A 12,624-nucleotide genomic window follows, 5' to 3' on the forward strand; every position below is an offset into this window, starting at 1 on the left:
GTCAGCGCCCGCGGAACTCCGGCTGGCGCTTCTCCTGGAACGCGGCGAACCCCTCGCGATAGTCGTCGGTGTCGCAGAGCGCGGCCTGTGCGGCGTTCTCGATCCCGACCGCATCCCACAGGGTGAGCCGCTCGTCTCGGATGCGGGCGATGAGCTCCTTGCTTGCGAGGAACGCCGCTGTCGCACCGCGGGCAGTGGCGGCGGCCGCGTCGGTCGTCGCCGGGAGGACCTCGTCATCGGGGAACACGCGCGAGAAGAGGCCGGAAGCGACGGCCTCCGACCCGCTCATCAAACGGCCCGTGTAGATCAGATCGAGCGTCTTGTGCGCGCCGAGCCGATCGAGGAACAGCGCGTGCCCGCCGGAGTCGAGCGTCGCGCCGAGGGCGGCGAACGGGGAGCCGATCTTCGCGGACTCCGCCACGTAGACCACATCGGTCGCGATCAGCAGGCCGAGGCCCACGCCGAGGCAGGCGCCGTGGGCGACCGCGAACGTCGGCGCGGGGAACCGCGACATGCGCTGCAGCAGCGGGGTCACGAGACCGTCGAGATAGCCGAGGACGTCGTCGTCGCGGGGATCGACCCCGGAGATGTCGCGCCCCGCGCAGAACGCGCGCCCCTCGCCGCGGAGCACGAGCGCGCGCACACCCGCAGCCTCCGCCTCCACGTAGGCGGCATCCAGTTCGGCGAGTGCCCTCTCGCCGAGGGCGTTCAGTTTCGAGGGCGCGTTCAGCACGATCGTGGCGACGTCGTCGGCGATGGCGAGGTCGATCATGGATTCCTCCGGAGTCAGACGTCGTAGTCCACGACCACGCGGTCGCTGGTGGGGTGGGACTGGCAGGTGAGCACGAAGCCGCGCTCGAGCTCGTCGGGCTCCAGGGCGTAGTTCTCCGTCATCGTCACGCTGCCCTCGATCACACGTGCGCGGCAGGTGCCGCAGACCCCGCCGGCACAGGCGAACGGCGCATCGGGTCGCACGCGCAGCGCCGCGTTGAGCACCGACTCATGTGCGTCCACCGGGCTCTCCACGGTGGAGGAGACCCCGTCGAGCGTGACCTCGATGCGTACGGTCTTCTCCCCGGCTCGCACCTGCACGGGGCGGGCCGCGCGCGCCGGCTCGTCACCGGTCGTGAACAGCTCGAAGCGGACGTGGGAGCGGTCGACGCCGTGGTCGGCCAGCACCTCGCGACAGAGGTCGACCAGTGCGAGCGGACCGCACAGGAACCACTCGTCCACGGTGGCAGGTGGGATGAGCGTGGCGAGGATCGTCCGGAGCTTCTCTTCGTCGATGCGCCCGGAGAGCACCGGGGCCGCCCTCTGCTCGCGGGACAGCACGTGGTGCAGGACGAGCCGGGTGGGGTAGCGGTCCTTGAGGTCGGCAAGGTCCTCCAGGAACATCACGTCGAGCGTCGCGCGGTTGGTGTACAGCAGCGTGAACCGAGACGTGTCCGAGCGCGTGAGAACGGTGTGCGCGAGGGCCATCAGCGGTGTGATGCCGGAGCCGGCGGCGATCCCCACCACGTGCCGGTCATCGAGGTCGGGGAGTGCCGAGGTGAAGGTGCCCTGCGGGCTCATCACATCGATCTCGAAGCCGGCGTGGAGACCGGTCTGCGCCCACGTGGAGAAGAGACCTCCCTCGTCCCGCTTCACGGCGACGCTGAGGCGGGTGTCCTGGCCGTCGTCGCGGTGTTCCGGGGCGCGGCACAGCGAGTACGAACGCCGGACCTCGACGCCGTCGAGTGTCGTGCGCAGGGCCACGTACTGGCCGGGAAGGTGGTCGTACTCGCTGGCGAGGGCCGCGGGGACCGTGAAGGTCACCTCGACAGCGTCATCGGTGAGCGGGCGCACGTCTTCGACCGTGAGGGTGTGGAACCGGGCGCGCGTGCGGGGCGCGGTCTCGCGGCGCGTCGTCGCCTGCGGGGTGGGCGCGGGCGAGGAGGTGAAGAGCGACATGTCAGTGCACCTTGAAGTGGTCGAAGGGCTCGAGGCAGGCGCGGCACTCGAACAGCGCTTTGCACGACGTGGAGCCGAAGTGGGAGACCTCGCGGGTGTCGACCGATCCGCAGCGGGGGCAGCGCACGCTCAACGCCAGGCGGATGGGGCCGGTCGACACGGCGGCGCGGCCCGTGGGCGGTGCGATGCCGTACTCGGCGAGTTTGGTCTTGCCCGCCTGCGTCATCCAGTCCGTCGTCCAGGCGGGGGAGAGCACCAGGCGCACGAACACCTCGTCGAAGCCGGCGGCGGTGAGTGCCAGGACCACATCGTCGCGGATCGTGTCCATCGCGGGGCAGCCGCTGTAGGTCGGGGTGATGTCGACATGAACCGTCGTGCCGTCGACCTCGACCGCACGGAGCACGCCGAGGTCCTCGATCGTGAGCACGGGAACCTCGGGGTCGGGCACGGAGGCCGCGATCCGCCACGCCGCCTGCGTCGGGGTGAGAGTCACCATGTCGCACCCGGATGCCGTCGAGCGAGCACCTGCATCTCGGCGAGGATGTGGCCGAGTGGCGTCGCATGAGCACCGGTGCGTCCACCCGCCGACGACGACATCACGGCGGGCACCGAGAGCTCCGCCTCCGCGAACACCGTCTCCACCACGCCGTCGAAAGCGGGTCGCAGCGTCGACGGGGCCACGGCTGCGTCGCCGAGCCGCGCGATCAGATCGTCGTCACGGAACAGCTCGTCGACGTACGGCCACACGTCGCCGAGCGCGCGGATGACCCTGGCGCGCGACTCCTCCGTGCCTCCGGCGAGGCGCAGGATCCACTGCACGGCGTGGTCGCGGTGGTAGTCGACCTCCTTGAGTGACTTCTCGGCGATGGCGGCGAACGTCTCGTCGCTGCTGCCGCGCAGGGCCGAGTACAGCTCGAACATATAGGTGGCCACCACGAACTGGCGCGCGATGGTCTGGGCGAAGTCGCCGTTGGGCTGCTGCACGATCCACGCGCAGCGGAAATCGGGTTCGTCGCGGAAGAAGGCCAGGTCGTCTTCGCTGCGCCCGTCGAACGACCCGGCGTAGTGGAGGAAGGAGCGCGCATGGCCGAGCAGGTCGAGGGCGATGTTGCCCAGAGCCACGTCCTCCTCGAGCTCGGGAGCCCGGGATATCCAGGCACCGAGCTGCTGCGAGAGGATCAGGGCGTCGTCTCCGAGACGAAGCGCGTACTCCGCCACGTCGGCCGACGCCGCGACCGCGCCGGTGCCGGACAGCTCCTGCGCCAGGTCGAGCTCGTCGACGGAGACGTTCCCGTGCACGTCGATGTCCTCGTTCACCGTGTCCTCGTTCACAGGTGCGGCACTCCCTCCGAGGCGGTGTAGTACACGGCGTGGCGGTAGTTCTTCCCCGCAGGGCTCTCGAAGTAGGCGCCCTTGGCGTCGGGGTCACTCGTGGTGATCGCCTCCGCGGGGGCGACCCAGATCGAGACGCCCTCTCCACGGCGTGTGTAGAGGTCGCGCGCATTGCGAATCGCCATCTCGGCGTCCGGCGCGTGCAGCGAGCCGACGTGCACGTGGCTCAGCCCGCGGTTCGCCCGGACGAAGACCTCCCACAGCGGCCACGGTTCGCGCTCGTCGGCTCCTGGCGTCGCCATCACGCCACCGCCTTCGTCTTCGGCGACTGCTTGCGCGTGTACTCGGCCGCGGCCTCGCGCACCCAGGCGCCCTCTTCATGAGCCGTCCGGCGGCGTTCGAGGCGTTCGGCGTTGCAGGGCCCGTTGCCGCGCACCACCTCGAAGAACTCGTCCCAGTCGATCTCGCCGATCACGTACTGTCCGCTCTCCTCGTCGAAGCGCAGGTCGGGGTCGGGCAGCGTGACGCCGAGGATCTCGGCCTGGGGCACGAGCATGCCGACGAAGCGCTGGCGCAGCTCATCGTTCGAGAACCGCTTGATCTTCCACTTCATCGACTGCGCCGAGTTGGGGGACTGGTCATCGGGCGGCCCGAACATGGCGAGGCTCGGCCAGTACCAGCGGTTCACCGCGTCCTGCGCCATCGCGCGCTGCTCCTCGGTGCCCTGCATCAGGGTGAGCAGGATCTCGAAGCCCTGACGCTGGTGGAACGACTCCTCCTTGCAGACGCGCACCATGGCGCGGCCGTAAGGCCCGTACGACGCCCGGCACAGTGGCACCTGGTTGCAGATCGCGGCGCCGTCGACGAGCCAGCCGATCGCGCCCATGTCCGCCCAGGTCGGGGTCGGGTAGTTGAAGATCGACGAGTACTTGGCCTTGCCGCTGATGAGCTGGTCCATCATCTCGTCGCGAGTGGTGCCGAGGGTCTGCGCGGCGGAGTAGAGGTACAGGCCGTGGCCGGCCTCGTCCTGCACCTTGGCCATCAGGATCGCCTTGCGCTTGAGGCTCGGCGCGCGCGTGATCCAGTTGCCCTCCGGCTGCATGCCGATGATCTCGGAGTGCGCGTGCTGCGAGATCTGCCGCACCAGCGTCTTGCGGTAGGCGTCGGGCATCCAGTCGCGGGGTTCGATGCGCTGCTCGTTGGCGATGAGCTCGTCGAACAGGCGCTCCTCATCGGAGATCTCGCCCACCAGGGACAGGTCTGCGGGACTGGTCATCATCGACTCCTCGGCATCGGGCCATCTTTACTGACCGATCGTTTGGTAATTCTGACACAGTGGACCGCCGGAGACAAGACGACGGCGTCAGCGCGTCGGGGTCAGCGCGAGCGGGAGACCAGATCGAGGAGGGCGCGGCCGTACGCCTCCGAGGGGTCGGGGTGCTCGAAAGCGAGCCGCTCGCCGCCGACCTCGATCTCGACGCGGAAGGAGTCCTCGAGACGCACCAGCGAGCGGAACGTTCCCCGGAGCAGATCTCGCAGCTGGTCCTCCCGCGGCAGCCACACGGCATCCGCGAGCGTCACCGCGTCGAGCGCCCACTCCGTCGTGCCGTTGAACGCCAGATCGGTGCCGCTCGGAGTCTGACGGGCCTCGATCGTCATCTCGCTCACGGTGAAGATGTCGGCCTCAGCGTCGAGTTCCACCTCGTCGGGGAGGTCGAGCTGGAAGCGGTCGCCTTCGGCCGGGTGCCAGACGAGTCCTGTGTCCCGCAGGGCGACGGCGAGCTCGCGTGTGATCATCCCCTCACGCTAGACGACGGGACTCGCCCGGGGGCTCGATGGACCCGTGGAACGGGTCCCCGAGGTGTCGGAGGTCTGAGGCAGAGTGGAGGGATGACCGCCCACGCCCCCGCTGCATCCCCCGAGGCCGACGACCTCCGCGAGTCCGCCCGTGCGGCTCTGTGCGAACTCGTCGGACGCCCGGACGCCGACTTCCACGACGGGCAGTACGAGGCGATCGAGGCACTGGTCGAAGGGCGCCGCCGCGCGCTCGTGGTGCAGCGCACCGGCTGGGGCAAGTCCGCCGTCTACTTCGTGGCCACCCTCCTCCTGCGCCGACAGGGGGCGGGGCCGACCGTGCTGGTGTCGCCGCTGCTGGCCCTCATGCGCGACCAGATCGCCGCCGCCGAACGTGCGGGAGTGCGGGCCGTGGCGATCAACTCCACCAATGCGCACGAGTGGTCGGACGTGCTCACGCAGCTCGACCGTGACGAGGTCGATGTGCTGCTGGTCTCTCCCGAGAGGCTCAACAACCCCGCCTTCCGCGAACAGCAGCTGCCCGCGCTCGTGCGGCGCATCGGGATGTTGGTGGTCGACGAGGCGCACTGCATCAGCGACTGGGGTCATGACTTCCGCCCCGACTACCGCCGTCTGCGCGACCTGATCGCACAGATGCCGTCGGACGTGCCGGTGCTCGCGACAACGGCGACCGCCAACAGCCGTGTCGTGGCAGACGTGGCCGAGCAGCTCGGCAGCCTACGGGCGGACGATGGGCTGCGAGCGGACGGCGGGGCGACCGGCGATCCCGATGCGGTCCCGGTGCTCACGATCCGCGGGCCGCTCGCTCGCACGTCGCTGCGGCTGGGGGTGCTGCGCCTGCGCGATTCGGCGAGTCGCCTGGCCTGGCTGCTGAGCCACCTCGACGACCTGCCCGGCTCCGGCATCATCTACACGCTGACTGTCGCAGCCGCCGTCGACACCGCGCGACTGCTGCGCGATCACGGCCACGACGTGCGTGCCTACACCGGGCAGACCGACCCCGAGGAGCGCGCCGAGTCCGAGGGGATGCTCAAGCGCAACGAGGTCAAGGCTCTCGTCGCCACGAGCGCGCTGGGCATGGGGTTCGACAAGCCCGATCTGGGTTTCGTTCTGCACCTCGGCGCGCCGTCCTCTCCCGTGGCCTACTACCAGCAGGTGGGTCGCGCCGGGCGCGCCAGCGAGAGCGCGGATGTGCTGCTGCTCCCGGGCGTCGAGGACCGTGACATCTGGCACTACTTCGCGACCGCCTCGATGCCGGATCGCGAACGGGCCGAACGGGTGATCGGCGCCCTCGGCGATGCCCCTCTCTCCACGCCGGCGCTCGAGGCGATGGTCGACATCCGCCGCACGCCGTTGGAGCTGCTGTTGAAGGTGCTCGACGTCGACGGCGCGGTCCGGCGCGTGCAGGGCGGGTGGGTCGCGACCGGTGCGCCGTGGACCTACGACGCCGAGCGGTATGAGCGCATCGCCGCAGAGCGCGTCGCCGAGCAGCAGCACATGATCGAATACGAGCAGACCGACGGGTGCCGCATGGAGTTCCTGCAGCGCGCGCTCGACGACGGCACGGCCGCTCCGTGCGGGAGGTGCGACAACTGCGCGGGAGAGTGGTTCCCGCGGGAGATCGGCGCGTCCGCGAGCTCGCAGGCCGTGGAGTCGCTCGACCGCGTCGGAGTGCCGATCGAGCCTCGCCGTGCCTGGCCCACCGGTGCCGACCGGCTCGATGTGCCGGTCAAGGGGCGCATCCCCGCTGACGAACAGGCGGGGGAGGGGCGAGCGCTGGCACGACTCACCGACCTGGGCTGGGGCGGAGTGTTGCGCGAGCTGTTCGCGGCCGGGGCGCCCGATGCCGTGGTGACTCCACAGCTGCTGCAGGCGTGCGTGCGTGTGCTCGCGGGCTGGGGATGGGAGGAGCGCCCCGTGGCGGTGGTCGCGATGCCCTCGCGTTCGCACCCGCTGCTGGTCGACTCGCTCGCGCGCGGACTCGCCGACGTCGGGCGCCTGCCGTATCTCGGCGCGCTCGAACCCGTGGGCGGAGGTCCCTCCGGCGGGCCTGGTGGCAACAGTGTCTTCCGCCTCGCAGGACTCTGGGATCGCTTCAGTGCTCGGCATCTGGAGGTGCCGACCGGGCCTGTGCTGCTCGTCGACGACCTGGTCGACAGCCGGTGGACGATGACCGTGGCGGCCCGTGAACTCCGTCGTGCCGGCGCGACGGACGTGCTGCCCTTCGCGCTGGCGCTGCGCGGCTGACAGTCGACCGCCGGGCTGACGCTGAGCGAGACGGTGGTTCCGTCGTCGGCCGGATTTCCGTCGTCGACGGGGTTTCAGTCGTCGGCGGGCGCGACGCGCGGGGGCCAGGCGGTGGCGCCGAGCTCTCGTGAGATGTTGCGCGCCGTCTCCCGCAGTGCGTTGAGGATTGCATCGGACGCCGGCGCCTGCGACGTGGGCAGCACGACGGCGACCGCGGCGACGATGTCGTTCGAGGCGTCCGCGACGGGAGCGGCGATCGACGACTCGCCGAGCACCGCCTCGTCGAACTCGCCGGCCATTCCGCGTTCGGCGATCGACGGCAGCTCCAGTGTCAGGCGCGCGACGTCTGTGACGGTGTCACCGGTGAGACTGCGCAGCGGCTGTTCGAAGACGCTCTGCTGGAAGCCCAGGTCGTATGCGAGGAGCACCTTGCCCATCGCCGAGGCGTGGGCCGGGATGGCGACTCCGGTCTCGAGCATCTGCTGGCTGTCGTCCGGGCGCAGGTTGTGGTGGATGACGAGCACATCCGTGAAGTGTGGCGCACCCAGGCGCACGGACAGGTCGGTACGCCGTGCGAGCTCCTGCGTCCACCGCATGGCCCTGGCGCGCACGTCGAGGGTGTCGAGGTACACGTTGCTCAGGCGCAGCAGGGTGGGTCCGAGCATGTAGCGCTGACCGCCCCGCTCTTTCGCGACCAGTCCGTGCGCGCGCAGCGACTTCACGATTCCGTGCACGGTCGACGGCGGCAGCCCGAGCGCTCCGGAGAGATCGGTGATGCCGAGGTGGCGTGCTCCCTGGAGCAGTTCGAGGATCTTCGCCGCGCGGTCGATCGCCTGGATCACGGGGAGGCCTCCTTCCGGTGCGTCGTCGAGCCGGTGTCGATGGGCCGGGCTTGGCGATGGATCTTGACAACCCGGCAGGCTCCGAGCATATTCGACATTAACGAATTACTTTCGGATTATTGCGAAAGAGTCCCCGAAGGATCAAAGGAGATCGAACGATGAAGAAGCTCATCAACGCCCCGGAAGACGTCCTCGTCGAATCCCTGCGGGGCGTCGCCCTCGCTCATCCCGAGCTCTCCGTCGACCTCGAGAACCACGTGATCACCCGCGCCACGCCCAAGGCGCAGGGCAAGGTCGCGATCGTCTCGGGCGGAGGGTCCGGCCACGAACCCCTGCACGGCGGTTTCGTCGGCACCGGGATGCTGGACGCCGCTGTCGCCGGTGAGATCTTCACCTCTCCCACCCCCGACCGCGTGCAGGTCGCGACCAAGGCCGTCGATCGCGGAGCCGGTGTGCTCCACATCGTGAAGAACTACACCGGCGATGTGCTGAACTTCGAGATGGCGGCCGAGCTCGCCGCCATGGACGGCATCGAGGTGGGCAGCATCACGGTGGACGACGACGTCGCCGTGCAGGACTCCCTCTACACGGCAGGACGCCGCGGGGTGGGTCTCACCGTGCTGCTCGAGAAGATCGTCGGCGCGGCAGCAGAAGAGGGGCGCGACCTCGCAGCCGTGGTCGAGCTGGCGAAGAAGGTGAACGGACAGGGCCGCTCGATGGGCATGGCGCTCACCAGCTGCACCGTGCCCGCAGCGGGCAAGCCCACCTTCGACCTCCCGGACGACCAGATGGAGATCGGCATCGGCATCCACGGGGAGCCGGGCCGACACCGCGAACCTCTCGCTCCGGCGTCCGAGATCGCCCGACAGCTGGTGGAGCCGATCCTCGCCGACATCGACGCCACCGGTCCCGCGATCGTCATGCTCAACGGCATGGGGGCGACACCGCTGATCGAGCTTTACCTCATGTACGGCGAGGTCGCCGCGCTGCTCGAGAAAGCCGGGGTACAGGTCGCCAGGAACCTCGTCGGCAACTACATCACCTCGCTCGACATGGCCGGGTGCTCGGTGACGCTGCTCAAAGCCGACGATGAGCTGCTGCGGTTGTGGGATTCACCCGTGAACACCCCCGGTCTGCGGTGGGGCGCCTGATGGCCGCGGTCGACACCGCCGTCCTCGCCGACTGGATCGCACGCTTCGGTGCTGCCGTGACAGAGAAGCGCGACTGGCTCACCGAACTCGACTCGGCCATCGGCGATGCCGATCACGGAGCCAACATGGCCCGGGGCATGGGCGCCGTCGGCGAGAAGCTGTCCGCCGGGGTGCCCGCAACGGTGGACGAGCTCTTGAAGACCGTCGGCATGACGCTGGTGAGCTCGGTCGGCGGAGCCAGCGGACCGCTCTATGGCACGTTCTTCCTGCGCATGGGCATGACCGCAGGCGCTGTGTCGGACCTCGACGGGGCGGCTCTCGCGGCCGCGCTGCGGGCAGGACTCGACGGCATCGTCGCTCGCGGCAAGGCCGAGGCGGGGGACAAGACCATGTTCGACGCCATGGCTCCGGCGGTCGACGCGATGGACGCCGCGCTCGCCGCGGGCTCGTCCGTCTCGGATGCGGTCAGAGCGGCGGCGGATGCCGCGGCGGCGGGTCGCGACGCCACGCTGCCTCTCGTCGCCCGGAAGGGCAGGGCGAGCTACCTGGGCGAGCGCAGCGCTGGTCACCTCGACCCCGGAGCGGCCTCGACGGCGATCCTCTTCGAGACGCTCGCGGAGACGATCGAGGACAGCGCCTGATGATCGGCATCGTCGCCGTCTCCCACAGCGCACGGCTCGGGGAGGCGGCGCTGGAGCTCGCCCTCCAGATGGTCCACGACGGCAGGGTGCGGGTGCAGGTCGCCGCCGGAGCAGGCGTGGACGCCGAAGGCGCACCGATCCTCGGAACGGACGCCGTCGCGGTGGCCGCGGCCATCGACGAGCTCGCAGCCGACTGCGACGGTGTGCTCGTGCTCATGGATCTCGGCTCGGCCGTGCTGAGTGCCGAGCTCGCTGTGGAGCTGCGCTCGAGCGAGGTGCCGGTGCGGCTCGCTCCCGCTCCCTTCGTCGAGGGGCTTCTGGCCGCCGTCGTGTCCGCTGCGGCCGGTGGGTCGCTCGACACCGTGGCCGCCGAAGCGGCATCGGCCCTCGCGGCGAAGACCGGTGCGCTCGGTGACGAGGAGGCGCCCGCGACACAGGTCGCCGAGACCCCGGTGGACGACGATGTGCGGATGCGCCGTGTGCGGGTGCGCAATCCGCAGGGTCTCCACGCGCGTCCTGCCGCCCTGATCGCGAAGGCGTCGTCGGTAGTGGACGTGCACCTGCGTCGCCTCCCGGACGGCCCCGACGCGGCGGCCGCGAGCCTGACGCGACTCCTCGTGCTCGGCGCTCGACAGGGCGACGAACTCGAGCTGACGGCGCGGGGCGATGGCGCGGACGACGCGCTGGATCGCCTGGTCGCGCTGTTCGACGACGGTTTCGGCGAGGGGACAGACGAAGCCCGACCCGACGACGACGCTGCCCCGACGGCGACCACGACCGCGCCCGGTTCGCCGACTTCCGCCGATGAACCGACGTCGGGTGGGCAGGTGGAACCGGTGCGAACCGTCGCGCCGGGAACCGTGCTCCGCGGGCGCGGGGTGAGCACCGGCCGGGTCGCCGCCCCCGTCGTGCATCTGGCACCGCCGCTTCCTGAACCCGATCCCGACGTGGTGGTGCCTGCCGCCGACCGGGATTCCGAGGTGTCCGCGATCGAGTGGGCGGCCGTGGCGGTCGCCGGTCAACTCCGCTCTCGCACCGCGCAGGCGACGGGGGAGACGAGGGCCATCCTCGACGCCTCGCGCCTGCTGGCATCCGACCCCGAGCTGGTGTCCGAGGCGACGGCTCTCGTGCGGTCGAAGGGACGCACCGGCGCCCGTGCGGTCTGGGAGACGGCCCTCGCCCACGAGAAGGCGCTCGCCGCTCTGGGTGGTCGGATGGCCGAGCGCATCGCCGACATCCGAGATGTGCGCGACCGGATCATCGCCGAGATCCTCGAGGTCGACATGCCGGGCGTGCCCGAGCGGGACGAGCCCTTCGTGCTCGTGGCCACCGACCTCGCTCCTGCGGACACCGCGCTGCTCGCCGGAGGGAGATGCGTGGCCCTCGTCACAGGCCAGGGCGGACCGACCTCGCACACCGCGATCATCGCGCGCTCCCTGGGCCTGCCGGCGGTGGTGGGCCTCACTGGCGCCGAGGCGCTGCTCGACGGGGTGATGGTCCTCGTGGACGGCGACCGCGGCACGGTCGAGGTGGCTCCTGCTGAAGCCCGCATCGCAGAAGCGCGGGCATCCGTGACCGCTGTCGACTTCGACGGCGTCGGCACACTCGCCGATGGGCACCGCGTGCCGCTGCTCGCGAACGTCGGGGGAGCGGCTGATGCGAAGGCGGCGGCCTCGGCGCAGGCGGAGGGCGTCGGACTCTTCCGCACCGAGTTCTGCTTCCTCGACCGCACCGAGGCCCCGAGCGTCGACGAGCAGGTGGCCGCCTATCGCGGAGTGCTGTCCGCCTTCCCCGGACGCAAGGTCGTCGTGCGCACCCTCGACGCGGGGAGTGACAAACCCCTTCCCTTCGCCAACTCCGACAGCGAGGACAACCCCGCACTCGGCGTACGCGGGCTGCGGATCGCCCGACGTCGCCCGCAGCTGCTCGACGATCAGCTGGTCGCTCTCGCCCGAGCGGCGTCAGCGGAAACGGCGGAGGTCGAGGTGATGGCTCCGATGGTCGCGACGGTCGACGAGGCCAGGCACTTCACCGAACGCTGTCGCGCCGCGGGGCTGGACAGGGTCGGCATCATGATCGAGACGCCGTCCGCCGCGCTGCTCGCCGCGGAGCTGTTCGAGGTCGTCGACTTCGTGAGCCTCGGCACCAACGACCTCGCCCAGTACACGATGGCGGCGGATCGGCTTCTCAGCGATCTGGGCGACCTCAACGATCCGTGGCAGCCCGCGGTGCTGCGACTCATCGCCGCCGTCGGTGCCGCAGGTCGGGCTGCCGGGAAGCCGGTGGGCGTCTGCGGGGAAGCAGGGGGCGACCCCGCGCTCGCTCCGGTCCTCGTCGGTCTCGGAGTGACATCGCTTTCCATGACCCCGCGGTCGCTCGGTCGAGTGGCCGCGCGGCTGCGCGAGCTGTCGGTCGATGACTGCCGACGAGCCGCAGAGGCAGCCGTCGGTGCTGGCTCGGCGGATGCCGCGCGAGCAGCCGTCTCCGCGGCTCTCGACGAAGGGTGAGTGAGACGGTCCTTCGTCTCATATGCGCACTCCGGCATGCATCTCATTCCATTCTGATATCGACATGGTCCGTCGAGACGAGAGCGACGGCTCTGGCCCTAGGCTCATCAGCGAGGGGGCGTCGATCACGGCGTCGCGA

The 12,624-nt window shown here is 70.3% G+C and carries 12 protein-coding genes; 4 read left to right on the plus strand and 8 right to left on the minus strand.

Features of this window, described 5'->3' with window-relative positions:
* Position 1: 1 nt before the first annotated feature.
* The 7 genes from RN51_RS01300 to RN51_RS01330 form a co-directional block, all read right to left on the minus strand.
* Positions 2-772 (minus strand): enoyl-CoA hydratase/isomerase family protein, encoded by a 771-nt coding sequence (locus tag RN51_RS01300; RefSeq protein WP_045262240.1) that lies wholly within the window; start codon positions 770-772, stop codon positions 2-4.
* A 14-nt stretch (positions 773-786) separates the two neighbouring features.
* Positions 787-1,950 (minus strand): 1,2-phenylacetyl-CoA epoxidase subunit PaaE, encoded by a 1,164-nt coding sequence (paaE, locus tag RN51_RS01305; protein WP_045262241.1) that lies wholly within the window; start codon positions 1,948-1,950, stop codon positions 787-789.
* Position 1,951: 1 nt separating this feature from the next.
* A complete protein-coding gene (paaD, locus tag RN51_RS01310; protein WP_045262242.1) occupies positions 1,952-2,446 on the minus strand; it encodes a 1,2-phenylacetyl-CoA epoxidase subunit PaaD in 495 nt (164 codons plus the stop codon).
* Complete coding sequence (gene paaC, locus RN51_RS01315; protein ID WP_052674535.1) at positions 2,440-3,282, minus strand: 1,2-phenylacetyl-CoA epoxidase subunit PaaC; 843 nt, start codon at positions 3,280-3,282, stop codon at positions 2,440-2,442. The genes paaD and paaC overlap by 7 nt, the downstream gene beginning before the upstream one ends.
* Positions 3,279-3,584, minus strand: coding sequence for a 1,2-phenylacetyl-CoA epoxidase subunit PaaB (gene paaB / locus RN51_RS01320; protein WP_029262355.1), 306 nt, complete (start codon positions 3,582-3,584; stop codon positions 3,279-3,281). Before paaB ends, paaC begins: the two co-directional genes overlap by 4 nt.
* Positions 3,584-4,558 carry a 1,2-phenylacetyl-CoA epoxidase subunit PaaA gene (paaA, locus tag RN51_RS01325; RefSeq protein ID WP_045262264.1) on the minus strand — a complete coding sequence of 325 codons (975 nt, stop codon included), beginning with the start codon at positions 4,556-4,558 and terminating at the stop codon, positions 3,584-3,586. Before paaA ends, paaB begins: the two co-directional genes overlap by 1 nt.
* A gap of 101 nt (positions 4,559-4,659) precedes the next feature.
* Positions 4,660-5,079 (minus strand): hypothetical protein, encoded by a 420-nt coding sequence (locus RN51_RS01330; protein ID WP_045262243.1) that lies wholly within the window; start codon positions 5,077-5,079, stop codon positions 4,660-4,662.
* A 93-nt stretch (positions 5,080-5,172) separates the two neighbouring features.
* Here RN51_RS01330 and RN51_RS01335 point away from each other — a divergent pair, with 93 nt between their 5' ends.
* Positions 5,173-7,344: a RecQ family ATP-dependent DNA helicase gene (locus tag RN51_RS01335; protein WP_045262244.1), complete on the plus strand. Its 2,172-nt coding sequence runs from the start codon at positions 5,173-5,175 to the stop codon at positions 7,342-7,344.
* A 74-nt stretch (positions 7,345-7,418) separates the two neighbouring features.
* Here the strand turns inward: RN51_RS01335 and RN51_RS01340 are convergent, their stop codons facing one another.
* Positions 7,419-8,186 carry an IclR family transcriptional regulator gene (locus RN51_RS01340; RefSeq protein WP_045262245.1) on the minus strand — a complete coding sequence of 256 codons (768 nt, stop codon included), beginning with the start codon at positions 8,184-8,186 and terminating at the stop codon, positions 7,419-7,421.
* Between the two features lie 158 nt (positions 8,187-8,344).
* On the opposite strand from RN51_RS01340, the gene dhaK reads away from it, so the two are divergent.
* The 3 genes from dhaK to ptsP are packed head-to-tail and all read left to right on the plus strand — an operon-like array spanning position 8,345 to position 12,485.
* Positions 8,345-9,337, plus strand: coding sequence for a dihydroxyacetone kinase subunit DhaK (gene dhaK, locus RN51_RS01345; RefSeq protein ID WP_045262246.1), 993 nt, complete (start codon positions 8,345-8,347; stop codon positions 9,335-9,337).
* Entirely contained in the window at positions 9,337-9,978 is a 642-nt protein-coding gene (gene dhaL / locus RN51_RS01350) for a dihydroxyacetone kinase subunit DhaL (protein ID WP_045262247.1), read from the plus strand. Before dhaK ends, dhaL begins: the two co-directional genes overlap by 1 nt.
* On the plus strand, positions 9,978-12,485 hold the full coding sequence (gene ptsP, locus RN51_RS01355; protein WP_082066217.1) for a phosphoenolpyruvate--protein phosphotransferase: 2,508 nt from the start codon (positions 9,978-9,980) through the stop codon (positions 12,483-12,485). Before dhaL ends, ptsP begins: the two co-directional genes overlap by 1 nt.
* The last annotated feature ends 139 nt before the right edge of the window (positions 12,486-12,624 follow it).

The organism is Microbacterium oxydans (assembly GCF_000956405.1).
Classification (GTDB): Bacteria; Actinomycetota; Actinomycetes; order Actinomycetales; family Microbacteriaceae; genus Microbacterium; species Microbacterium oxydans_C.